General features: G+C 58.6%; 24 protein-coding genes and 1 pseudogene. 16 read left to right on the top strand and 9 right to left on the bottom strand.

Annotated features, from left to right (window positions below):
- Nucleotides 1-188: 188 nt before the first annotated feature.
- Nucleotides 189-1,712, bottom strand: a complete 1,524-nt coding sequence (locus tag P1S46_01595) for a YifB family Mg chelatase-like AAA ATPase (protein MDF1535180.1) — start codon at nucleotides 1,710-1,712, stop codon at nucleotides 189-191.
- A 491-nt stretch (nucleotides 1,713-2,203) separates the two neighbouring features.
- Between P1S46_01595 and P1S46_01590 the strand changes: the two genes are divergently transcribed.
- From P1S46_01590 to P1S46_01545, 10 genes are all read left to right on the top strand, one after another.
- Nucleotides 2,204-2,479 (top strand): hypothetical protein, encoded by a 276-nt coding sequence (locus P1S46_01590; GenBank protein ID MDF1535179.1) that lies wholly within the window; start codon nucleotides 2,204-2,206, stop codon nucleotides 2,477-2,479.
- A gap of 71 nt (nucleotides 2,480-2,550) precedes the next feature.
- Entirely contained in the window at nucleotides 2,551-2,967 is a 417-nt protein-coding gene (locus P1S46_01585; protein MDF1535178.1) for a response regulator, read from the top strand.
- Between the two features lie 27 nt (nucleotides 2,968-2,994).
- Nucleotides 2,995-3,255: a hypothetical protein gene (locus P1S46_01580; GenBank protein MDF1535177.1), complete on the top strand. Its 261-nt coding sequence runs from the start codon at nucleotides 2,995-2,997 to the stop codon at nucleotides 3,253-3,255.
- A gap of 130 nt (nucleotides 3,256-3,385) precedes the next feature.
- On the top strand, nucleotides 3,386-3,589 hold the full coding sequence (locus tag P1S46_01575) for a hypothetical protein (GenBank protein ID MDF1535176.1): 204 nt from the start codon (nucleotides 3,386-3,388) through the stop codon (nucleotides 3,587-3,589).
- Nucleotides 3,582-4,187, top strand: coding sequence for a cytochrome c3 family protein (locus P1S46_01570; protein MDF1535175.1), 606 nt, complete (start codon nucleotides 3,582-3,584; stop codon nucleotides 4,185-4,187). The genes P1S46_01575 and P1S46_01570 overlap by 8 nt, the downstream gene beginning before the upstream one ends.
- A 69-nt stretch (nucleotides 4,188-4,256) precedes the next feature.
- Complete coding sequence (locus P1S46_01565; protein ID MDF1535174.1) at nucleotides 4,257-5,198, top strand: 4Fe-4S dicluster domain-containing protein; 942 nt, start codon at nucleotides 4,257-4,259, stop codon at nucleotides 5,196-5,198.
- 2 nt (nucleotides 5,199-5,200) lie between these two features.
- Nucleotides 5,201-6,538, top strand: coding sequence for a polysulfide reductase (locus tag P1S46_01560; GenBank protein ID MDF1535173.1), 1,338 nt, complete (start codon nucleotides 5,201-5,203; stop codon nucleotides 6,536-6,538).
- A gap of 82 nt (nucleotides 6,539-6,620) precedes the next feature.
- Nucleotides 6,621-7,478 (top strand): HAMP domain-containing protein, encoded by an 858-nt coding sequence (locus P1S46_01555; protein ID MDF1535172.1) that lies wholly within the window; start codon nucleotides 6,621-6,623, stop codon nucleotides 7,476-7,478.
- A gap of 49 nt (nucleotides 7,479-7,527) precedes the next feature.
- Nucleotides 7,528-8,058 carry a hypothetical protein gene (locus P1S46_01550; GenBank protein MDF1535171.1) on the top strand — a complete coding sequence of 177 codons (531 nt, stop codon included), beginning with the start codon at nucleotides 7,528-7,530 and terminating at the stop codon, nucleotides 8,056-8,058.
- Between the two features lie 97 nt (nucleotides 8,059-8,155).
- Complete coding sequence (locus P1S46_01545; protein MDF1535170.1) at nucleotides 8,156-9,706, top strand: ATP-binding protein; 1,551 nt, start codon at nucleotides 8,156-8,158, stop codon at nucleotides 9,704-9,706.
- Nucleotides 9,707-9,810: 104 nt separating this feature from the next.
- Here the strand turns inward: P1S46_01545 and P1S46_01540 are convergent, their stop codons facing one another.
- Nucleotides 9,811-11,229 (bottom strand): sigma-54 dependent transcriptional regulator, encoded by a 1,419-nt coding sequence (locus P1S46_01540; GenBank protein MDF1535169.1) that lies wholly within the window; start codon nucleotides 11,227-11,229, stop codon nucleotides 9,811-9,813.
- A 226-nt stretch (nucleotides 11,230-11,455) separates the two neighbouring features.
- On the opposite strand from P1S46_01540, the gene P1S46_01535 reads away from it, so the two are divergent.
- Nucleotides 11,456-11,641: a hypothetical protein gene (locus tag P1S46_01535; protein MDF1535168.1), complete on the top strand. Its 186-nt coding sequence runs from the start codon at nucleotides 11,456-11,458 to the stop codon at nucleotides 11,639-11,641.
- 35 nt (nucleotides 11,642-11,676) lie between these two features.
- Here P1S46_01535 and P1S46_01530 read toward each other — a convergent pair whose 3' ends face one another.
- The 7 genes and pseudogenes from P1S46_01530 to ffh form a co-directional block, all read right to left on the bottom strand.
- Nucleotides 11,677-12,138, bottom strand: a complete 462-nt coding sequence (locus tag P1S46_01530; GenBank protein ID MDF1535167.1) for a YraN family protein — start codon at nucleotides 12,136-12,138, stop codon at nucleotides 11,677-11,679.
- A 140-nt stretch (nucleotides 12,139-12,278) separates the two neighbouring features.
- Nucleotides 12,279-12,896 carry a ribonuclease HII gene (locus tag P1S46_01525; protein MDF1535166.1) on the bottom strand — a complete coding sequence of 206 codons (618 nt, stop codon included), beginning with the start codon at nucleotides 12,894-12,896 and terminating at the stop codon, nucleotides 12,279-12,281.
- Between the two features lie 174 nt (nucleotides 12,897-13,070).
- Entirely contained in the window at nucleotides 13,071-13,418 is a 348-nt protein-coding gene (gene rplS, locus P1S46_01520; protein ID MDF1535165.1) for a 50S ribosomal protein L19, read from the bottom strand.
- A 160-nt stretch (nucleotides 13,419-13,578) separates the two neighbouring features.
- Nucleotides 13,579-14,331, bottom strand: coding sequence for a tRNA (guanosine(37)-N1)-methyltransferase TrmD (gene trmD, locus P1S46_01515; GenBank protein MDF1535164.1), 753 nt, complete (start codon nucleotides 14,329-14,331; stop codon nucleotides 13,579-13,581).
- A gap of 375 nt (nucleotides 14,332-14,706) precedes the next feature.
- Nucleotides 14,707-15,216 carry a ribosome maturation factor RimM gene (gene rimM, locus P1S46_01510; protein ID MDF1535163.1) on the bottom strand — a complete coding sequence of 170 codons (510 nt, stop codon included), beginning with the start codon at nucleotides 15,214-15,216 and terminating at the stop codon, nucleotides 14,707-14,709.
- A gap of 150 nt (nucleotides 15,217-15,366) precedes the next feature.
- Nucleotides 15,367-15,615, bottom strand: a pseudogene (gene rpsP, locus P1S46_01505) (30S ribosomal protein S16).
- 318 nt (nucleotides 15,616-15,933) lie between these two features.
- The gene (ffh, locus tag P1S46_01500; protein ID MDF1535162.1) at nucleotides 15,934-17,253 is read right to left on the bottom strand and encodes a signal recognition particle protein; all 1,320 of its coding nucleotides are present in this window, start codon (nucleotides 17,251-17,253) and stop codon (nucleotides 15,934-15,936) included.
- 235 nt (nucleotides 17,254-17,488) lie between these two features.
- Here ffh and rsxA point away from each other — a divergent pair, with 235 nt between their 5' ends.
- From rsxA to P1S46_01475, 5 genes are all read left to right on the top strand, one after another.
- Nucleotides 17,489-18,067 (top strand): electron transport complex subunit RsxA, encoded by a 579-nt coding sequence (rsxA, locus tag P1S46_01495; protein ID MDF1535161.1) that lies wholly within the window; start codon nucleotides 17,489-17,491, stop codon nucleotides 18,065-18,067.
- 4 nt (nucleotides 18,068-18,071) lie between these two features.
- The gene (locus tag P1S46_01490) at nucleotides 18,072-19,082 is read left to right on the top strand and encodes an RnfABCDGE type electron transport complex subunit B (protein MDF1535160.1); all 1,011 of its coding nucleotides are present in this window, start codon (nucleotides 18,072-18,074) and stop codon (nucleotides 19,080-19,082) included.
- 185 nt (nucleotides 19,083-19,267) lie between these two features.
- Nucleotides 19,268-20,086: a c-type cytochrome biogenesis protein CcsB gene (ccsB, locus tag P1S46_01485; GenBank protein ID MDF1535159.1), complete on the top strand. Its 819-nt coding sequence runs from the start codon at nucleotides 19,268-19,270 to the stop codon at nucleotides 20,084-20,086.
- A gap of 10 nt (nucleotides 20,087-20,096) precedes the next feature.
- On the top strand, nucleotides 20,097-21,368 hold the full coding sequence (gene hemA / locus P1S46_01480; GenBank protein MDF1535158.1) for a glutamyl-tRNA reductase: 1,272 nt from the start codon (nucleotides 20,097-20,099) through the stop codon (nucleotides 21,366-21,368).
- Between the two features lie 20 nt (nucleotides 21,369-21,388).
- Nucleotides 21,389-21,532 (top strand): hypothetical protein, encoded by a 144-nt coding sequence (locus tag P1S46_01475; GenBank protein MDF1535157.1) that lies wholly within the window; start codon nucleotides 21,389-21,391, stop codon nucleotides 21,530-21,532.
- Nucleotides 21,533-21,665 lie beyond the last annotated feature (133 nt).

The following is a 21,665-nucleotide window of genomic DNA, read 5'->3' as shown; positions in this document are numbered from 1 at the left end:
GAACTCAAGCTCATATCTCAGATCTCAAAAGTGGTTTCAATCTCGATTGTCAAGAACGGTTTTTCAGCCCCGGGCCTGATGCCGAAAACAGATGTCGGGAATATCCATCGGTTGATGTTTTCTGAGATGTGAGATCTGAGATATGAGATTTGAGATTTGAGATCCAAAGAAACCAGTCCGACACGTTGCTAGAACCTTATCGGTCCCTCCATAACAGGCCTGTATTGCAGCGCTTCTCCCAGGTGCTCAGGTGTGACGTGTTCCACCCCCTCCATGTCCGCGATGGTGCGGGCCACCCGCATGATCCTGTGGTAGCCCCGGGCCGTCAGCCCCAGGTTGCGTACCGCACCGTCCATGATCTTCCTGTGGGCCGGCTCCAGGGGGCACACGTCTCGCAGCTGTTCGGGGGACAGGGCCGCGTTGGTGACCGGCATCCCTCCCGCCGCCCTCTCGGCCTGCACGGCGCGGGAGGCCAGGACCTTTTCCCTTACCGACTGAGACCGGGTCCCGTGTCCTCCCTCGGCGATGATCCCGGGTTCGAGGGCCCGAACCGGGACGACGAGGTCGATCCTGTCCATGAGGGGCCCGGAGATGCGGCGCCGGTAGCGGGCCACCGCCGAAGGGGGACAGGTGCAAGGTCTCGTGTCGTGGCCAAGGTAGCCGCAAGGGCAGGGGTTGGCGGTCCCGGCGAGGAGAAAGTCTGCCGGATAACTCACCGACCTGGCAGCCCTCGATACCACGATCCTTTTGTCCTCCAGCGGCTGCCTCAATGTTTCCAGCGCCGAGCGGGAGAACTCCGACATCTCGTCTAAAAACAACACTCCGCGGTGGGCGAGGGTGACCTCTCCCGGCCTCGGGTTGGAGCCGCCGCCTGCGAGGCCTGCGTGGGAGATAGTGTGGTGCGGAGCGCGAAAGGGGGGCGTTCTGATGATCCCGTCCCCGTAGGACAGGAGTCCCGCTACGCTGTGGATGGCGGTGACCTCCATGGCCTGGTCGTTGGATAACGATGGCAGGATGCCGGGAAGCCTTTTACACAACATGGTCTTGCCTGAGCCCGGTGGTCCGGAAAAAAGGATATTATGTCCTCCCGAAGCGGCGATCGTAAGGGCTCTCACCGCCATCTCCTGCCCTGCCACCTCTGAAAGGTCGGGGCTTTTGTCCGGTATCCGGACAGAGACAGGGGCTACGGCGTTCAGTTCCCTTTGTCCCCTGAGAAACTCGGTGACCTCCATCAGGCTGCGGACAGGCAGCGACATGCACCCGTCGGCGAGGGAGGCTTCCGCTGCCATCTCGTCCGGCAGGATCATCCCGGTCAACCCCGCCCTTCGTGCCAGGAGGGCCGCGGGAAAAGCCGCCTCCCGGCCCACGATCTCTCCGGTCAGGGAGAGCTCTCCCATGACCAGGTAGCCGTCCAGGGCGTCGGACGGAAACGCCCTCAAGGCGGAGAGTATCCCCAGGGCGATAGGAAGGTCGAAGCGGCTTCCCTCCTTCTTCAGGTCAGCGGGGGCCAGGTTCACCGTGACCCGTGAGGGGGGCAGCTCGTACCCGGAGTTTCTCAGGGCCGCGATAACCCGTTCCCTGCTCTCCCGGACCGCTGTGTCCCCCATCCCCACGATGGTCAGCCCCGGGAGACCGTTGGTGAGGTCCAGTTCCACGTGGACGGGAACCGCCTCGAGACCGCTGATGGTGCACGACAGGACTCTTGAGACCAATTTGTCTCCTCCTTTTTGGCTGAAGTTAGCTGATATTGGGATGATCCGTGCAAACCTGAAGCCAAAAAATGTGTCAAATTGGTCTCAAGAGTCCGGTGCATGAGTGCAAAAGCGCATTGCTGCACTAAACTGCACTTAATGCACTCACTGTACGGGCCCCTGTAGCCTGATCTCCAGGGGCGCGTGCCTGTATATCTCCACCATACACCCCTCAATATAAATAAAAGCTTACAATTACATATAGTTATGCGCTTACCACTATCCTGGCCCAGTGATTTGTCTTTGTATTCCCATATTTTTTATATACGTTTCCCTATTAAGCTGCTGCCGGACCGTTGGAATTGTTTTATAAAAGCCTTTTAAAAACAAGAACTTGAAAAAATATACGTGACTGATCCCTTTTGGCACGTTTGATGCCCTAAGCATAAGCGTAGAGGGACAGGCTCCAATGATGGAGCAGGGGGCCCCAAGAGAAGGAGGAGGTAAAGGTCATGAAAAGGAATGTGGAAAGGCTGATGGTCCTGAGGAGGCGGGTTTCGGCGATGATCTGCCCGGTTCTCCTTACCGCGACGCTGGCCAATGCCGATAGCGCCGGCGCGCCTGGTTCGGGCGGGATGAGCCCCATGCTCCTGCTTTTCCTGGCCTTCCTGGGGGTTGTCGTTCTGCTCCAGCTGGTACCAGCGCTGGTTCTGTTCAGCTCCCTTCTTGTTTCGGTATTCAAGCGGAGCAGCCATAAGGTCGATGCTGCCGGCAGTGAGCAGGTCTAATGGAGCGGCTGGCCTTCCGGTCCGAATGGGTGCCGGAAATAGACACAGGCTGCTTACAGGGAGAAGAGGCCATGAGACTGCTGATAATCGCTGACGAGGATCCCAGGACCAGGGATCATGTCATGAAGGTTTTCGGAGACAAGGATTACCAGATCGTTGCTCCCGATTCGGTGGACCTGGTCTTGAAGGATGTCCTCAGGAAGGAAGCCCCGGTCGTACTGCTGGGAAACGTGTTCGACAACATGCCGGCGGGCGACCTCATTCCGATCCTGAAAAAGTGCAACAAAAACCTCACTATAATCCTCGTGTCCAACGAGGAATCCCTGCCCCTCCTTCGAAAGCTCAGGCGCGAGGGGATCTTTTACCATGCCCTCAAGCCGGCACGGGAGGAGGACAGGGACGAACTGCTCCAGGCTGTCAGGTGTGCTTTCGCCAACATCACCGGGCTATCAGGGCCGGTTGGTGCCGCGGCCAAGGGACATTCCTGAAGCTTTGGCGCAGAGAAGGAGGATGTCATGAAAACGCTGAGAGCTTTGCTGAACATGACGGCGGTCGTTCTGTCCACAGCGGGGTACGCATGGGCCGTGGACACGACCCAGACCTACCAGAGCGGGATCATGGTCCTGCTGTTCCTGGGTGTCGTCGCCCTCATCATCGTGGCCCAAATGGTTCCGGCCCTGATCCTGATGATGGGCACGATCTCGGCTTTCGCGAAAAAGGTCACCGCCAGAAAAAAGGTCGCGGTTACCGATACGGGCCGGGAGATCATCGAGTAAACGGGACGAAGGTCTCTGGTATGAGCTGTGGGGCGAGCTGAGGGGCGCGCTGTGAGGCGGGCCCTCCTCGCCACCCCGCTTTAAAGCGGGCTATAACAGGCGCCTGGTGCGCCGGGAGGGAGTGAGATTCATGCTGGACCTGATACGACAGCTGTTCGGCTCCGTCGGCGATGTGGTCAAGGTCTACACTCTGGTGGACTTCTACAACTACATCAAGGCCGTGGAGTACCTGATCTGCGTCGCATTCTTCGCCATCTTTCCGCTCTTTTACAAGTACGTCATCAAGACGCCTTCAGAGCGGGAGGCCGATTCGTTCACGAGAGTAAGTGAGTGAGCATGGGCCGGGGATCGGCCAGAACCTTCCCGGCGCCGGACGCCGGGGCGGACCTGTGAACAGGAGGAAGATCATGAAACCGTTCAATTGGATTGCCGGCTCGGTGATGGTGCTGATGGTGATCTGTCTCCCCTTAAGCGGCCAGGGAGATACTCTCAAGCTGCCGGAGACAGTGACCCTTGATAACCTGGCTCACCTTTATGGGGGAGCCGAGTTCGACCACGATATGCACCTTGATATCGCGGCCGACTGTACCGAATGCCACCACCATGCCGCGGGTGTTCCCACAACCAACGAGAAGTGCGCGCGGTGTCACGGCCCCGAGGACACCCTGGAGGCCCAGACGTGCCAGACATGCCACGCTGTCGACCCCTTCTCCGCCGAGGCCGTTACTGCCAAGGAGACGGACCCCAGCGTCTACCACATCGACAAGCCGGGATTGAAAGCCGCTTACCACCTCAACTGTCTCAACTGTCACAACGAAATGGGCGGTCCTGTCGGATGTGAGGATTGCCACGAGAGGACCGAGGCCGGAGACGCTTTTTACCACTCGGGAAAATATGCGCCATCTGGTGAAGGTACCAGCTCCGCTCACTGAGTCCTTGAGGATGATTCAGGGGGAGCGGAACCTTGTCAGTGAAACGCCAGATATATGAGGGAGGAAGACATGAGTAAGATGACCCGAAGAAAGTTTCTTTCGGTGAGCCTGGCGGGAGCGGCAGCAGGGACGTTCACCTTGTCCGGGAAAGCTATCGGTGCTGCCGGCTTCACCGGCTACCCCGATGGAATGGGAGTCCTGGTGGACCTGACCCGCTGCATCGGCTGTCGGACCTGTGAGGCCGCGTGCAACGAAGAACAGAAACTGCCCGCTCCCGCGGTGCCCTTCGACGACCACTCGGTATTCGATGAGCTGCACCACGGGGGCACACAGAAGAGAAGGACCGACGAGAACGCTTTTACCGTGGTGAACCGGTACGAGGCCGGCAAGGAAGGGCAGCCGGCGTACCGGAAGATCCAGTGCAACCATTGTAACGAGCCGGCCTGCCTGACCAGCTGCTTCGTCAACGCCTACACGAAGACGAAGGAGGGGGCGGTGATCTACAACTCCAAGGTCTGCGTGGGGTGCCGGAACTGCATGGTCGCGTGCCCCTTCCGGATTCCGGCTTACTCCTATTCCAGCGCCTTCAACCCGGTGATCCGCAAGTGCATTTTCTGCTACGACACCCGGCTCAAGTTCGGAAGGCCGCCTGCCTGCGTGGAAGCGTGTCCCCAGGAGGTCCTGACCTTCGGGCACAGGAAGAACCTGATAAAGGTTGCCTATGAGCGTATCCGGGTCAACCCGGGCCGCTACGTGGGCCACCTTTACGGGGAAAATGAGGTAGGAGGGACGTCCTGGATGTACCTTTCCGGCGTTCCCTTCGAGGAGGTGGGGTTCGACACCACCCTCCAGAAAGAACCGATCCTGGCCAACGCACAGGCTTTTCTCTCCAATGTTCCCATGGTATTGTCCATCTGGCCCGCCCTGTTCCTCGGGTTCCACCGCCTGGCAACCCGGGGTGGTGAGGGGGCCGAAGAGAAACCCGCAACCGAGAAGAGGGAGGATATATAGCCATGAAATCCCTTGTGAAAACAGGTTATCGTCCCGTGGATTCCGTGGCCGACGAAGGTTCCGGACGCCGCTGGAGCTTCCTGGAAAAGCTGCTCCTCGGCCTGACTCTTCGCGAGTACCTGCGCCAGGCGGTCCGAAACCCGTTAAACTGGATCCTGGGGGCGCTCTTTGCCGTCGGGTTCCCCCTCATCATTTACAGGTTCATCTTCGGCCTGGGAGTCGTCACCCACTCCTCCAATGATTACCCCTGGGGGCTGTTCCTCGGTTTCGGGCTTTTCGTCATGGTGCCCCTCTCGGCATCCGGGTTCCTAATGGGGACCACGGTTGAGCTCTTCGGCCGCAAGGATTTCAAGCCCATCCTGCGCATCGCCCTTTTAAACGGGCTGCTGGGTTACTTTTTCGCGGTGGTTTACCTCCTCTGTGACCTGGGTCAGCCATGGCGCCTGCCATACCCGATGGTGGTGGCCTGGGGGACCGCGGCGGTCCTGTTCCTGGTGGGCTGGCATGTGGCCACCTACCTGACCGTCCAGATCCTGGAGGTGTCCGAGGCGTTCTTCGAGTGGGCTCAATGGCCAATGGCCAAGCAGTTCATCAAGAAGATGACCATCGGGCTCACCATCGCCGGTATCATCCTGTCTACTCTCCATCAGGGGGCCCTGGGAGCACTGTTCACCTATGCGCCCTCCAAGGTCCATCCCCTGTGGTACTCTCAGGAGTTCCTGTGGATCTTCTTCTTCGTGTCATCCATCTTCGGCGGGCTGTGCATGGTCATCGTGGTGAGCTCAATCGTGAAAAAGACCATGTTCTGGCGAGCCGACGAGGCGTTCAGGGAGAACCTTGACCGGCTCACCATCGGGTTGGCCAGGGGGTCGAGCATGGCCCTCATCACTTATCTGACCATCAAACTCCTCGGTATCGCCCACGACAACGAGTGGGCATACCTGGCCACAGGTTGGGGACAATGGTTTTCCTTCGAGCTTCTTTTTGGAGTGATCGCGCCCATGGTCCTCTTCGCCTACGGCATCCGCAACCAGCGGGTCGGGATCGTCCGGTTCGGGGCTCTTATCGCAGTGCTCGGAATCGCCCTGAACCGACTCAACACCGCCATCATCGCCTTTAACTGGAACCTCTACCAGGAGATCCCCCATATTTTTGAGTGGATCATCGCCTTCACCCTGTTCGGGCTTTACATCGCGACCTACCGGTTCATCCTTTACCGCCTCCCCATCGTGTATTCCTGGAAAAAGGTGCCGGTGGAGGCCTATGCGAAAGCGACCGAAAAGGTTCACAGCCATGGAGCCGTGGCCCAGCCCTCAACGGTTTCCAGGGAGATGAGATAGATAAGACGACCTTGCGTGAAAAGCCCGCGGCCCGCCCGGTGTCATCCGGGCAGGTCGCGGGCCTTGCAGAAGGGAGCAGGTGATGTTCAGGCAGTTTGCCACAAAAGAGATCATTAATGTGGCCATGGTGGTGACCGGGTTTACCATCGTCTGCTGCATCCTGCTGTACTCCTTCGTCAAGGCAGATATGATGAAAGATTCGGTGCGGTACGAAGCCGCCCTCTCGGACACGATCCTAAGGTCCATGAGGTACGCCATGCTCCAGTCGGACCACGACAGCATTGACCAGATGATGCTGAACATCGGGGCCCAGGAGCCGGTGAAGTATGCCCGGATCTTCAAGTGCACAGGTGTGATCCTCCATTCCAGCAACATCGAAGAGATCGGCACCGTGCCCGATCGCGGATCACCTCTTTGCGCCCGGTGCCACACAGGCTCGAAGCCGGTTACCAGGCTGGGCCTGATGGACCGGGCCATTGTCCATACCAATGAAAACAAGGAGAAGATCCTCTATCTGATGACGCCCATCTTCAACGATCCTGATTGTTCCTCGGCCGCGTGTCATTTTCATCCCGAAGAAAAGCAACTCCTCGGAACCCTGGATATGGGGTTGTCCCAGGAAAAGCTGATGAAATCCCTGGCAATGCTGAGGTTGCGTCTGGTCATTTTTTGCGTCATGATTCTATTCCTGACGGTGGGCGGCGTGACGGCTCTCCTGTGGCGCAATGTGATGCAGCCGTTAAGGGGACTGGTCGACTACGCCTCCGAGTGTTGTGAGGGTCGTATCGGTGTGGATATCCCCAGGGGATCCGCCGAGATCGAGCGTCTGGGTGAACTGGTACAGGTCATGGCCCTCGAGCGGCGGGGAGCTCAATTGCCCGGAGACGAGGACGGCACCACCGACAACGGGAATCCTGAGTCGGGCGGGACCCCTTCGTGATCCAACACCGGTTTCGCGGTATCCGGTTTCATGAAACACAGAGGGCCTCATGGACGAAAAACAAGGTAGCGCCTCCCCCCCGTCGGAGGAGGCGCCTTCCGGCCTGGATAAGCGGTTCGAGGCTGAGGGAAGGATTCGGAATCTCAGAGCCCAATCCCGGACCGGGTCGTACGGGCTTGCGGCCTTCATCCTCATCACTGTCCTCGCCATCCCCAACAGCCGGCTGCTTCCCCCTCTTTCGGCCAGGGTCCGGGAGGTTCTGGGCGCCTCTCCTCCCCTGGAACTCATCGGTGTAGCCCTCATCGTTTACGTTTTTTCAGCACTGACCCTCACCCTGGCGCGCCTGGCCAAGGGGCAGGGTGGCTACCACGGCTGGTCCCACCTTTTCTACATCGCCTCTTTTTACATCTTTTTCTCCTATGCCGCGGCAGGCAGCGAGACCTACTGGGCGGTTTTCGTTTCGGGTCTCGTCATCATGGGGCTGGAGAACTACCAGATGCGCATCTGGTGCGCAGACCAGATCAGGAAGGAAGAGAGGAAGGTGAAGAAGGCGAAACTCAGGGGAGTTTCGCCTTCCTGATTTCCTGTGTCCGGTTCTGGTTTCCCGATCTGGCCAGAAGCGTGTCAAGAGTTTTCGACACGCTTTGCAGACAGCTGCGCTTCAGGAGGGGATTCTTATGCGCTTTGGTCTGATGATCAAGTTCTCAATCATCAGCGCGATTGTTCTGATGTTCACCATGACCGTGTTCACCCTCTTTAACATTGCCGCCCTGAAAGGGGCGTTCATGGAGCTGTACACCCGGGATATAGATAACCTGTCCGAGACCATCCTTCAAACAACCCATAGCGCCATGCTGGGGGGCCATGTCGAAGAGGCATACCATCTCATGAATCGGGCGGGGAAACAGGAGAACATCAAGAACGTCCGGCTTATCGACAAAAACGGGGTCGTCCAGTTTTCCCTGGACAAAAAGGAAGTGAGCACCCGGATCGACAAGCAGGAGGATCCCAGTTGCCGGATGTGCCACATGGGAAACTCCACGAAGGTGGATGTCCCTGCCATGGATCGAAGCCGTTTGTTCGTCGACCGGGACAGGGAAGAGGTCCTGGCGGTTACGAGGGCCATCCGGAACGAACCGGGATGCTATGAGGCTCAATGCCACTACCATCCGTCTGACGTCAACCTCCTGGGTGTCCTGGATATCACGGTCTCCACCTCCGGCATCGTGACCCAGATGGCGGCCTACCGGAACAACATCCTCATAGAGATCGTGTTCCTGGTCGTGGCCCTGTCCCTGTGCCTGAACCTTCTGACCCGCAAACTCATCACGCAGCCGGTGAATACCCTCCTGGACCATACACGTGCCCTGTCCAGGGGGGACTGGCGCATCATTAAAGACGCTCCCAACGACGAACTTGGAGAGCTTGCGGAAGCGTTCAACGAGATGACCGGCAGCCTGAAAAAGGCCAGGGAGGACAGGGACCAGTGGGCGGCGACCCTGGAAAGCCGGGTAGAGGAGAGGACAAAACAGATCCAGGAGATGCAGTCGGTGCTCATCCGCTCAGAAAAGCTGGCCTCCCTGGGCGAACTCGCCGCGGGGATCGCCCACGAACTCAACAACCCTTTAACCGGGATCCTGATCCACGCTTCCATCATCGACAAGAACGTCAAGCTCGTACCGGAGTTCAAACAGGACCTGGACACAATCACCGAAGAAGCCGACCGCTGCGCCAGGATCGTCAAGAACCTTCTGGATTTTTCCCGAAAGACAGAGCCCAGGAAGAGCATGAACAGCATCAACGACACCCTGGACCGAGCCCTTGGCCTGGTGGAACACCTCTCCTCTTTCTACGATATCTCCATCGTTCGGGAGTACGCAAATAATCTGCCGGACCTTCTCATCGATTCGGGACAGATGGAACAGGTGTTCATCAACATGTTTTTAAACGCCAGCCAGGCCATGGAGGAGGGGGGAACGCTGACCCTCTGGACCGGGATGGATCTCACCGGAGACGCTGTCGTGGTCAGAATACAGGACACCGGATTCGGGATCCCGGAAGAAAATCTCGTAAAGGTTTTCGATCCGTTTTTCAGCACGAAGGGAGCCCGGGGGACAGGTCTCGGGCTATCGGTATCCTACGGAATCGTGGAAGGGCACGGCGGTACGGTGGAAGTGTACAGCAAGGTGGATGAGGGAACGACATTTTCGATCACACTGCCGGTGTGATTGTAAAGGTAAGTATGTGCGTGGAGCGTGCATGCGTAACTGCGATGCGATATCTGCTTTTTCGCTTTACGCACGCACGCGCTTACGCAGGCCACCAGGTTTCATCAGGAGCCGGCCTCACGGTCCTTCAACGAAATCCCCTGTTTTTTCAGCAGGGCCTGGAAATTAGGCCTCAGCATCCCAACGTCCTCGGCTGCGCGGGTGACGTTCCATCCGTTGCGTTCCAGGGCGTCCAGGAGAAAGGCGTGTTCCAGGGGCCGGACAGCGTCTTCACGGAGCTTTTTCTTCATGTACTTGAGCTCCTCGGTGCTTTTCGGAACGCGTTCGGTGTCGAGGATGCCGTTTTCACAAAGGGGAGCCTGGATCTCCAGGTCTCCGGCCTGGATGAGGTTGCCTTTCGCAAGCACGATCGCCCTCTCAATGACGTTTTCGAGCTCCCTGACGTTGCCCGGGAAGGGGTAGCGCTTGAGCACGTTCATGGCTCCCGGCGCCATACCCCGTATGTCCTTGCCGATCTCCTCGGAGTACTTTTTCATGAAATGACTTGCAAGGAGAGTAAGGTCGCCCTCACGTTCGCGTAATGGCGGGATCTGGATCGGCACGATGTTGAGCCTGTAGTAAAGGTCCTCACGGAAGGTGCCCTCGGCCACCATCTCCTTGAGATCCATGTTGGTGGCGGCGATAAGGCGGATATCGATGGGGATCGTTTTCGTCCCTCCGATGGGAGTGATCACCATCTCCTGGATGACGCGCAGGAGCTTGGCCTGGATGGCCGGACTGATATTGGAAACCTCGTCGAGGAACAAGGTCCCGCCGTCTGCTACCTGGAACAGGCCTTTCTTGGTCTGGACCGCCCCTGTGAAAGACCCCTTGATGTGACCGAACAGCTCGCTTTCCAGGAGGCTCTCAACGAGGGTCGTGCAGTCGATGGCCATGAACGGTTTTTGCCGGCGCGGGCTGACATGGTGGATGCCCCTTGCCGCCAGTTCCTTGCCGGTGCCGCTCTCGCCGGTGATAAGCACGGTGCTGTCAGTGGGGGCGACCTGGTTGATCCTCCAGAACACCTTCTCGAGGGCTGCGCTGTGGCCCACCATGGTGTCGAACCCGATCTGCTCCCTCAAGTGCCGGGCGGGGGAGTGCTCCTCTAACAGGAACGCCCGATGATCGAGGGCCTTGCGGACTTTATCAAGGAGTTGGTCGGGAGTGAACGGCTTGGCCAGGTAGTCAAAGGCGCCTTTTTTCATAACCTCAACGGCGTTTTCCACGGTGGAGTAGCCGGTGATGAGAATAACGGGGACATTGGGCTGGAGGATGGTGATTGCGTTTAAAACCTCCATGCCGCTCATTCCGGGCATCTTCAGATCAGTGATGACGAGTTGAAAATCGCTGGATTGAAGCTCTTCCAGCGCGGAGTAACCACTGTCGCTGAGTTCGGTGTTGAACCCCTCGCTCTCCAGTACCCGGGACAGGCCATCCCTGATGGCCTTTTCGTCGTCGACGATGAGAACGTTAACCCCTGTCATCTACCATCTCCATCCCGTGACAATCCTGCTCCCTGGAGGCAGTGCGGGTAGATACCGGAAGGGTTGGGAAGGTATTTACGTGCCGGTATTGACAAATTGCCCCCCCGGGCGGAATTTTCCAACTTCCGCGCGTAATCTACCATGTTTTTTGGGGAAGTAAAACCAGAAGAAACTCGAAATCCGCGAATGGTTTTGTCCGGCCCCCTGTCGGGGTACCGGAGAAACCGTGTTTTCGCCCCGGGCCCGGAGAAAGGATCCGGGCCCGGGGCGCGGGGACGCCCCTCGACCATTCGACAAGCTCATGGCCGGTAAGCTCGGGGCAGGCGGGGTCGCGGGGAAGAGCACGAAAAAGAAGAGTGCGGGGTGCCAGGGGGCAAGTGAAGGGAGCGAAAGCCCCTGTTTTGAGATCTGAGACGTGAGATTTGATATCTATCTCACGAAGAGCGATCATTTGCCGGTATTACGTTTCCTGCGGGGAGGAAACCGGCGGCGACTGCGTGCGGCGGAGATCCGCCTGCCGAGGACATACTCTCCCGTGGTCGTGTCGAAGGCGCCGGCGATGTGGTTTACCTGGTGACGAGGCCCCAGAGGTGTTACTGCGACCAGGTCGAACCGGCAGGGAGGAAGGGGGCGGGCCACCCCGGCCAGGTACCAGCGTGCGGTGTCGATGATCTTCGCCGCTTTTACGGGGGTTACCGAGTTTAAGGGGGCGACCAGCGACCCGTCTTTCCTTGTCCTCACTTCCACGAAGACAAGAGTTCCCTTTTTCCAGGCGACGATGTCGATCTCCCCGCAGCGGCATTCGAAGTTCCGTTCCAGGATGCGGTACCCCTTCAGCCGAAGGAACCAGGCAGCCAGCGATTCGCCGCGGTCTCCGGTACGTAGGTGTTCTGGTTCTTGTCTGGACATGAGGGATGAATTGCAAAGTGGGGGCCATGATGTTCGTATAGCGTAGTTGCGTGGAGCGTGTGTGGGTGGAGCGTGATCGCGATGGATCAGAAAAGCCTCAAACGCATACACGCACGTACTCATCCACGCACATACGCAGGTTATTTGCAGTGTTCTTTGACACCAGCAAATGATCTGCGATGTATGGGGCTCGGGCCGAGGAGGGCGATGGCCTCCATGTGTTCCTGTGTGCCGTATCCCTTGTGGCGGTCGAATCCGTAGAGGGGATACTCCTCGTGGTAGGCGGCCATGACCCGGTCGCGATGGACCTTGGCCAGGATGGAGGCGGCGCCGATGGATTGGGAGATCGAATCGCCCTTTCGAATGGCCTTCGAGTGGGAATTCACGAAGGGCGTCTGCGCGCCGTCCACCAGGATCATTTCGGGGGTACGGGAAAGGTTCTTCACCGCCTCGACCATGGCCTTCAAGGTCGCCCGGAGGATGTTGATCTCGTCGATGACGCTGTGCTCGATCCGGGCCACTTGCCACGCCAGGGCCTCCTCCTGGATCTGCCGGCACAGCTTCTCCCGCCGGGTGGGGGAGATCTTCTTGCTGTCAAGAGCCTGAGGGAGGCCGTTTCCCGGGGACAGGATGACAGCGGCAGCAAAAACCGGCCCCGCAAGGGGCCCGCGACCTGCCTCGTCCACACCGGCGATGAGGGTGTAGCCCGCTTCGCGGAGTTCGTTGTCCAAATGGAATTTGTCTCTGGAAAGATCCATAGCCGATCTCAGATCTCAGAAGGACCACTGCTTGGTTTTCTCGAAAGATGACCACGAAATGTTGATGACTTCGCGAAAAGTCCCGGATTGGACTTTTCGCGACCCTGTCAATGTCCATCCTTGAGATTTTAGATATGAGATTTGAGATTGAGATTCCGACAAGCTGTCGGAATCTCAGTACTGTCCCTTCTCCCTGATCCTGGCCTTCTTGCCCCGCAGCGCCCTCAGGTAGTACAGCTTGCTGCGGCGCACGCGGCCGAGGCGGGTGACCTCGATCTTGTCCATCTTGGGGGAGTGGATGGGGAACACCCTCTCCACGCCGATGCCGGCGGTGACCTTCCGGACCGTGATGGTGGACCTCAGGCCCGAGCGTTTACGTGCGATGACCACGCCCTCGAAGATCTGGATCCTCTCCTTCTCGCCCTCGATGATCTTGTAGTGGACCTTGACGTTGGATCCGATGGGGGTGTCGGGAACGTCCCGCTTCATGTGTTCCTTTTCGTACATTTCGATTGTGTTCATGGGGGGCTCCTTCGAGCAGTAGTCAGTAGTCAGTAATCAGTATTCAGTAAACAGTATTTGATCCTTGTTTCTTCGTGCGGCGTCCTTCGTTCTCCGTTCCGAAATCCCATGGAAAAATGAATTGTAGGGCAAATTTCGAATAAGGCAAGCTGGAAATATGCTATTTTTCGCTTTCATTGTCCGAAAATTGACAGATTTTGGCTTTTTCAAGGAATTTCCGGTCCTCCTCGGTGAGCTCGGCAGTCTCCAGGAGGTCTGGGCGCCTCTCGAGGGTGCGCAGAAGGGACTGTTCCCGGCGCCACCGGTCAACCTTGCCGTGGTCCCCGGACAGGAGGATCTCCGGCACTTTGCTCCCCATGAACTCGGCGGGGCGGGTGTACTGGGGGTACTCCAGGAGGCTGGCGGCGAAGCTCTCCTCGGTGGGCGAATCCTCGTCGCCGAGGACTCCCGGGATGAAACGGGATACAGCGTCGATGATGGCCAGGGCCGCGAATTCGCCACCGGTAAGAACGAAATCGCCCAGGCTGACTTCCTTTACCGGAAAAAGCTCGCGCACTCTTTCGTCGAACCCCTCGTAACGACCGCAAAGAAGGGCGATCTCCCCGAAGGAGGCGAACTCCTTCGCCATGGCGTGGGTGAACCGTTCCCCCTGGGGAGTCAGGAGGATAAGAGGCGCGCCGGCGGGCATGGACAAGGACTGGACCGCCCCGTAGATCGGCTCCGGCTTCATGACCATGCCTGGTCCCCCGCCGTAAGGGTAGTCGTCCACCATGCTGTGCTTGTCGGTGGCGTGATCGCGGATGTCCGTGGTGCTGATGGCGATATGGCCCCTCTCCAGCGCCTTGCCCAGGATGCTGGCGGAGACGGCCGAGGTGATGATCTCGGGGAAGATGGTGAGTACGTTGAATTTCATGTGAAATTCCGTGAATCGTGAACGATGAAAGGTGATGGACTCGCAAAAAGTCCATCAACGCGCCCCGCGTGGGGCGACAAAATCAATGACTCACAAATGACTAGCCGCGCCTGGGAAGGGCGCCCGGATCGATGACCGGTAAATATGTCAGCGATCCGTGAGGGAAGGGAAAACCACGCTTTTCCCTTTCCGTGGAGCGAAAAGTCCCGGATTGGACTTTTTGCGACTCTATCAAAAGGTGAATGGTGATTGGCCAAATATATCCAGGACGCGGTGACGCGGAGACGCGGAGACGCGGGGACGCGGGGAGAAAAGACCTTTCTCCGTGTCTCCGTGTCTCCGTGTCGAGCGGTTTTCGACATCGACCTCTCAATACTATTCATCGATCAGCCCAGATAAATCCGCCAGGCGGATCGTTCCTGCCTCCAGGTCCACGTCGTCGATGGTACCGGGAGCGAAGGGGATGAGGAACTGTTTGCCCGATCCCCTTTTTCCTCCGAGGAGGGGCGGACCACCCGTCTCCACGAACCCGTCAACCGGACCAACCTCGGCCCCGCTGCTGTCGAGCACTGTAAAGCCCACAAGGTCGTGGAGGAAATACTCTCCTTCCTCGAGGGGGGCGAGTTCCTCCCTGGGGAGACAGATATCGACCCCCTTAAGTTCGAGGGCGCCGTTGATATCTTCGATGCCTTCCAGTTTAAGGAGGGGGCTGCCCTTGTGCAAGCGGATCTTCTGGACGGTGACCGGCGTGTCCGAATCCAGGCCCAGGTAAACGCTGGCAGCGCCCATGAGGGTCTCGATGTGATCGGTGAGGGAACGGACCACGACATCGCCGCGCCGACCGTGGGGATGGAGGATCCGGGCTATAATGTAGAGATCGGGCATGGGAAAAAAGGCCGCCCGGTCGGGCGGCCCCTTGGATCAGTTGTCCGAGGGCGCCTCTGCAGCCGCCTCGGGCGAAACCGCGTCTGATACAGCTGCCAGGGCTTCCGGGGTCGGTCCGGCTTGTGCCGCCGTTCCCGCAGTGGCGGCATCGAACCTCTTCATGACGCCGATCTTCGAGAGCAGGCTGCGTACCGTGTCGGTGGGAGTGGCTCCCTGGCTCAGCCAGTACAGGGCCTTCTCCTCCTCGATGAGGATCCGGGCGGGTTTCTCCCTGGGATCGTAGGTCCCGAGGTTCTCGATGAACCGGCCGTCACGGGGCGACCTGTTCTCGGCAACAACCACCCTGTAAAAGGGGCTCTTTTTCTTTCCCATTCTCTTGAGTCTGATACGAACTGCCAATTTTCTTCCTCCTGAATAAGTACAGTGCACAGGTGCACCAGTGCACAATTAGCTCATTGAAAGCCTTACCTTTTAACCTTATTTAGAGGGTTCGTCAAACGTTTTTGAATCCAAGGTCCAAAATCCAAAATCCAAGGTTAGGATCTTCTCCACGTTCCTTCCACCGTCGCTTAAGCTTCCACCGTCGCTTTTTCCAAGCTATGGCGGATAAAATGGTGGACAAGCCGGGCTTGTCAGCCATAGCCTTGGTGAAGGCTGCTCCTTAGTGTTTGAAGCCTTTTGCCTTTAATCTGATTACCGATTACTGATTACTGATTTCTAGAAGGGCAACCCCATCCCTTTTCCACCCTTTCCGATCTTTTTCATCATCTTCTTCGCCTGGTCGAACTGCTTCAATAGCCGGTTCACGTCGGTCACTGTGGTTCCGGAGCCGGCTGAGATGCGCTTTCTGCGGCTGCCGTTAAGGATCTTCGGGTTGCGGCGCTCCCTGGCGGTCATGGAGTCGATGATGGCGGTGATCCTTACGATTTCACGGTCGTCCATCCCGGAGGGCAGGGCTTTTTTCATCTTCCCGGGCAGGGGCAGCATGGAAAGGATCTCCTGCATAGAGCCCATCTCCCCCATCTTCCTGAGCTGGTCCCGGAAATCGGTCAGGTCGAACTCCCCCTTGCGGGTCTTCTTGACGAGTTTGGCCGCTTCCTTCTCGTTAAACGCCTTCTCGGCCTTGTCGATGAGGGTGAGCATGTCCCCCATGCCGAGGATCCGGCTGGCAACGCGGTCGGGGTGGAACGGTTCGAGCCCGTCCATACCCTCGCCCACGCCTGCGAACTTCACCGGTACCCCGGTGACTCTGCGCATGGAAAGGGCCGCGCCTCCCCGGGCGTCGCCGTCGAGCTTGCTGAGGATGATACCGGTGAGGGTCAGCTTCCCGTGGAACGATTCGGCTATCCGCACCGCGTCCTGGCCGGTCATGGCGTCGGCGACCAGGAGTGTTTCGTGGGGTCCCACGGTCCCGGCGAGGGCCGTTACCTCCTCCATGAGCTTCTCGTCCACGTGGAGGCGCCCCGCCGTGTCAACGATGACGGTGTCGCATCCGGCCCTGCCGGCCTCCACCGCGGCCGCTTTGAACACCTGTACAGGGGTCATGGAGGTATCCGAACGATACACCGGGACTCCCACCTTGCCGGCCACGCTGATGAGCTGGTCAACGGCGGCCGGGCGGCTGAGGTCCGCGGGCACGAGGTAGGGCCTGTAGCCCTGTTCCTTGAGGTGAAGCGCCAGCTTGGCGCAGGTGGTGGTCTTGCCCGAACCCTGGAGGCCCACCATGAGGATGCGCGTGGGGGGTATGGAGGCCCTGTTCAGGGTGGCCCTGGAACCCCCCAGGATGGCGGCCAGCTCACCATGGACGATCTTGATCACCTGTTGGGCCGGTGTAAGGCTCTCAAGGACTTCCTTGCCCATGGTTTTTTCGCGGATATGGGCCGTGAAATCCCTGACGACCTTGAAGTTGACATCGGCTTCCAGAAGGGCTAGCTTGACCTCTCGCAGGGTCGCGTCGATGTCCGCTTCGGACAGCTTCCCACGGCCCTTCAGCTTCCTGAATACTGCGTCGAACTTGTCAGCAAGGTTCTGAAACATATCTGTCGTCTCCGTGCTTCATCAGATTCTTGCATCCAAACCGTTCGCCTGTGACGTTTCAGGGGCTATCCGTCTCTTGAGAAAAAATAAAAACTATGGAATGCTGACGCGTTTGTCAAGGACGATAACCTCCTTCGGAGTTCACCGATAAGTTCCCCGTAAGGGGAACCAATAAAAGGAAACGGGTGCGGGAGAGAGAACCGATTTCTCTTGAATTTTTTGAGGGGATGAACCGATGAAGGCGCTTATCCTCATAATCATCAGTACGGTATTCGTCAACAATTTCGTGCTGGCGCGGTTCCTCGGCCTGTGCCCCTTCATGGGGGTGTCCAGGAAGATCGAGACCGCCACCGGCATGGGGATGGCTGTGATATTCGTCATGACGGTGGCCTCCGCGGTGACCTGGAACATCCAGTCTTTCCTCCTTGTCCCGTTCAGGCTGGAGTACCTCCAGACGATCATGTTCATCCTGGTCATCGCCTCCCTTGTCCAGTTCGTGGAGATGTTCGTGCGAAAGGCGAGCCCCGCGCTGTACCAGTCCCTGGGTATTTTCCTGCCTCTCATCACGACCAACTGCGCCGTCCTCGGGGTGGCCATCCTGACGGTCCAGACCGGCTTGAGCTTCATCGCCACCATAACCTTTGCCTTCGGGTCCTCCATCGGTTTCACACTGGCCCTTGTCCTCATGGCCGGTATCCGGGAGCGCCTGGAGATGTCCGACATCCCCAAGCCGTTCAGGGGAACCGCCGTTGCGTTCATCACGGCAGGCATCATGTCCCTGGCCTTCATGGGCTTTTCAGGAATGGTGAAATAAAAGCATGGTTGCAGCTGTCATCAGCCTTACAGGGCTTGGTTTTATCGCAGCTCTCGGTCTGGGTGTCGCCTCCAGAAAGTTCCACGTGGAGGTGGACCCCCGCCAGGAGGTGGTGGAGGGAATCCTCCCCAGCCTCAACTGCGGGGCGTGCGGATACGCCGGGTGCACCGGTTTTGCCGAAGGACTCCTCGCGGGGGAGGCCGAAGTCACAGGCTGCGCCCCGGGTGGTGAGACCGTCGCCAAAGGCCTCGCCCAGTTCCTTGGCCTGGAGGTGGGCGACATGGTCCGCCAGGTTGCCGTGTTGCGCTGCGGTGGCGGACACGGCAAGGCGGTCATGGAGGCCGAGTACCTGGGTGTCCGGGACTGCCGCGCGGCTATCCTCGTGGGAGGCGGCGGCAAGGCGTGCCGTTACTCGTGCGTGGGGTACGGGACATGCGAGGTGGTGTGCCCCTTTGACGCCATCGTCATGGCCCCGCCAGGGTCCCCCCAGGAAGGGCTTCCAATAGTTGACAACGACAAATGCACAGCGTGCAACAAGTGCGTGGTGGCCTGCCCCAGGGATGTCCTGGCGCTCGAGCCGGTGGACCACCAGGTCCGGGTCTGGTGCAGTTCGAAAGACAAGGGCGGCCGGGTCAGGAAGGTGTGCTCGGTGGGGTGTAACGGCTGCGGCATCTGCGGCAAGGTGTGCCCCGTGGACGCCATCACCGTGGATAACTTCCTCGCGTCCATCGATCCGGTCAAGTGTATCGAGTGCGGGCTTTGCGCCGCCAATTGTCCCACCGACTCCATCGGCGACCGGATGGCCCCCCGGCGGCCCGTGATGATCTCCGACGCCTGCAACGGCTGCACCATCTGCGCGAAGGTGTGCCCGGTGGACGCCATCGTGGGCGAGGCCAGGCTGCTGCACGTGGTGGACCCGGATACGTGCGTCGGGTGCCTGCTGTGTGTGGAAAGGTGCAAACCGGAGGCCATCAGTGTCGCGGGTACCAGGTTCCCGGCCGCTGTGGCCAGGTAGAAAGTAACAAGTGGAAATTTCAGAGATAAGGGATAAGTAATGAGGAAGGGGAACTCAAGCTTGAGCGGTAATGATCACCGGAAGGGTTTTTCCTCCGTCCTCCTCCCCCTGTCCGCCATAGCCTTGGCGACGGCGGATCCTCCCTCCTCCCTTCCTTCACTTTCCACCTTTCAGGACTAACACCTATGGATATCGTCTTTTTCTCAGCCGCGCTTTTCTTCCTGTTTATCGGGACCCTGCACTACCTCCTGTTCCTCGTGTTCAGGAACCCCGTGGTGCCAAGGGTGGCCCGGTACAGCCTCTATCTGACCTTCGCGGCGCAGCTGGGCTTTTTCATCAGCAGGTTCATGATGGGCGGGGTGCCTTTCGGGACCAACATGTACGAGTCGCTGGTGTTCTTCTCGGCCTGCCTCGTGGGGGCCTATCTTTTGGTCACCATCAGGTTCAAGGTGCCGGTGGTGGGGGCTTTCGTCATGCCCGTCACCTTCATCCTCATGGCCGCGGCGGCTCTGATGCCCGACAAGGGCGTCACTTCCATCCCGCCGGCCTTGAGCAGCATCTGGCTTTTCATCCACGTGCCCCTGAGCTTCATGGGTGACGCCCTGTTCGGTCTGGCCTTCGGTTCGGGGATCATGTACCTCATCCAGGAAAAGCAGCTCAAGCGCAAGCGGCCGGGATCGTTCTACTACAGCCTGCCCAGCCTGGAGGTCCTCGACTCCATCAACTACAGGGCGCTGACCATCGGTTTTCCCCTGCTGACCCTGGGGATCATCACCGGGTCGATCTGGGCGCAGTACGCCTGGGGTTCCTACTGGCAGTGGGACCCCAAGGAGACCTGGTCCCTCATCACGTGGCTCATCTACGCGGCCGTCCTCCACGCCAGGTTCACGGTTGGCTGGCGGGGCCGGAAGGCGGCCTGGTTTTCCATCGTGGGTTTTGTGGCCGTTCTTTTCACTTTTCTGGGCGTCAATCTCTTTTTGAGCGGCCTGCACTCATACAACTGACACAGGTACCATGGAAATCCTCATTGTCGGACTGAGTCATAAAACAGCGCCTCTGGAGATCCGGGAAAAGGTCTCCTTCGCCGAGGCTGACCTGTCCGTAGGGATCAAGGCGCTGATCGCCTGCCCCAACGTTTCCGAAGGGCTCATCGTCTCCACCTGCAACAGGGTGGAACTTTACACGGCCGTCCCGAAGCGCAGCCTGGACAAGGCGCGGGAAGAGATCGCCCAGTTCCTGTCCGAACACCACCAGGTGCCCAGGGAAAAGCTGGACCCCCACCTTTACGTCCTCTCGGGGGAAGAGTGCGTCCAGCACATCTTCCGGGTGGCGTCCAGCCTGGACTCCATGGTGGTGGGCGAGCCCCAGATCCTTGGGCAGGTGAAAGAGGCGTTCGGGTGCGCCGCCAACGTCCAGGCCACGGGGAACATCCTCAACCGCCTGCTCCACAAGGCGTTCTCGGTAGCCAAGCGGGTTCGGTCCGAGACCAGGATCGCCACCTCCGCCGTTTCCATCTCCTTTGCCGCCGTTGAGCTGGCGAAGAAGATCTTCGGCGAGCTGGACGGCAAGACGGTCATGCTCGTCGGCGCCGGGGAGATGGCCGAACTGGCTGCCCGGCACCTCCTGGGTAACGGCCTCGAGCACATTATCGTGGCCAACCGGACCTACGAGAGAGCCGTGACCCTGGCCGAGGAGTTCGGCGGCTCGGCAGTGCCCTTCGACGAACTGGCACAGCAGATGGAACTGGCCGACATCGTCATCAGCTCCACCGGGGCGCCCAACATCATCATCGACAAAAAGATGGTCCAGCGCCTCATCAAGCGGCGCCGCAACCGGCCCATGTTCTTTATCGACATCGCTGTCCCCAGGGACATCGACCCCGCCGTCAACCAGGTGGAGAACGTCTACGCCTACGACATCGACGACCTCCAGGGCGTGGTGGAAACCAACATCAAGACCCGTTCCAAGGAAGCGGCCAAGGCTGAAGAAATTGTTAATGGGGAAGTCCGGCAGTTCAACGATTGGATGAGGTCGAGGGAGTCGTTTCCCACCATCGTGGCCTTGAGGGAGTGGGCCGAGGAGGTGCGCAGGGGAGAGCTTGAAAAGACCCTGAAAAGGATCGAGGGCTTAAGCGAGGCCGACACCAAGAAGATCGAGGCCATGACCGAGGCCATCTTAAACAAAATCCTGCACAAGCCCGTCAGCAGTATGAAGCGGGCCGCCCACGACGGGGACGAAGGGGAGATCGTGAGTATCGTAAGAAAAATTTTTGATTTAGAGGAATAAGGAATGTGGAATAGGGAATAATGAAGAAGATCAAGAGCCAATTAACCGCAAAGGACGCAAAGTTTCGCGAAGTTGGAGTCGTAATTAGAACTTTGGTAAACACCCCGGCGTTGCCGGGGGTACGTGACATGTTTTCAAAGGTATTTAAGATTTATTTTGCATGACTGGCGGTACGTGTGGCCTACTAGGAGCCTGTCGGAGAACCCCATGCAGGCTCCTGGATATAGTTTTTCGGAAGTAGCATTTAGACCGAAAAAAACAAATATATGGCACATTTGGTAATTCACCGGAGTTATT

The organism is bacterium, assembly GCA_029210545.1.
Classification (GTDB): Bacteria; BMS3Abin14; BMS3Abin14; order BMS3Abin14; family BMS3Abin14; genus JARGFV01.
Note: the sequence above shows the minus strand (reverse complement) of the source record. Positions and strands in the feature narration are given on the sequence as shown.

Bases quoted from the DNA above. Each gene is read 5' to 3' on its own strand.
- P1S46_01590 (MDF1535179.1), top strand. From the start codon at position 2,204: ATGAAAAGGAATGTGGAAAGGCTGATGGTCCTGAGGAGGCGGGTTTCG.
- P1S46_01585 (MDF1535178.1), top strand. From the start codon at position 2,551: ATGAGACTGCTGATAATCGCTGACGAGGATCCCAGGACCAGGGATCAT.
- P1S46_01580 (MDF1535177.1), top strand. From the start codon at position 2,995: ATGAAAACGCTGAGAGCTTTGCTGAACATGACGGCGGTCGTTCTGTCC.
- P1S46_01575 (MDF1535176.1), top strand. From the start codon at position 3,386: ATGCTGGACCTGATACGACAGCTGTTCGGCTCCGTCGGCGATGTGGTC.
- P1S46_01565 (MDF1535174.1), top strand. From the start codon at position 4,257: ATGAGTAAGATGACCCGAAGAAAGTTTCTTTCGGTGAGCCTGGCGGGA.
- P1S46_01560 (MDF1535173.1), top strand. From the start codon at position 5,201: ATGAAATCCCTTGTGAAAACAGGTTATCGTCCCGTGGATTCCGTGGCC.
- P1S46_01555 (MDF1535172.1), top strand. From the start codon at position 6,621: ATGTTCAGGCAGTTTGCCACAAAAGAGATCATTAATGTGGCCATGGTG.
- P1S46_01550 (MDF1535171.1), top strand. From the start codon at position 7,528: ATGGACGAAAAACAAGGTAGCGCCTCCCCCCCGTCGGAGGAGGCGCCT.
- P1S46_01545 (MDF1535170.1), top strand. From the start codon at position 8,156: ATGCGCTTTGGTCTGATGATCAAGTTCTCAATCATCAGCGCGATTGTT.
- P1S46_01540 (MDF1535169.1), bottom strand. From the start codon at position 11,229: ATGACAGGGGTTAACGTTCTCATCGTCGACGACGAAAAGGCCATCAGG.
- P1S46_01530 (MDF1535167.1), bottom strand. From the start codon at position 12,138: ATGTCCAGACAAGAACCAGAACACCTACGTACCGGAGACCGCGGCGAA.
- P1S46_01525 (MDF1535166.1), bottom strand. From the start codon at position 12,896: ATGGATCTTTCCAGAGACAAATTCCATTTGGACAACGAACTCCGCGAA.
- rplS (MDF1535165.1), bottom strand. From the start codon at position 13,418: ATGAACACAATCGAAATGTACGAAAAGGAACACATGAAGCGGGACGTT.
- trmD (MDF1535164.1), bottom strand. From the start codon at position 14,331: ATGAAATTCAACGTACTCACCATCTTCCCCGAGATCATCACCTCGGCC.
- rimM (MDF1535163.1), bottom strand. From the start codon at position 15,216: ATGCCCGATCTCTACATTATAGCCCGGATCCTCCATCCCCACGGTCGG.
- ffh (MDF1535162.1), bottom strand. From the start codon at position 17,253: ATGTTTCAGAACCTTGCTGACAAGTTCGACGCAGTATTCAGGAAGCTG.
- rsxA (MDF1535161.1), top strand. From the start codon at position 17,489: ATGAAGGCGCTTATCCTCATAATCATCAGTACGGTATTCGTCAACAAT.
- P1S46_01490 (MDF1535160.1), top strand. From the start codon at position 18,072: ATGGTTGCAGCTGTCATCAGCCTTACAGGGCTTGGTTTTATCGCAGCT.
- ccsB (MDF1535159.1), top strand. From the start codon at position 19,268: ATGGATATCGTCTTTTTCTCAGCCGCGCTTTTCTTCCTGTTTATCGGG.
- hemA (MDF1535158.1), top strand. From the start codon at position 20,097: ATGGAAATCCTCATTGTCGGACTGAGTCATAAAACAGCGCCTCTGGAG.
- P1S46_01475 (MDF1535157.1), top strand. From the start codon at position 21,389: ATGAAGAAGATCAAGAGCCAATTAACCGCAAAGGACGCAAAGTTTCGC.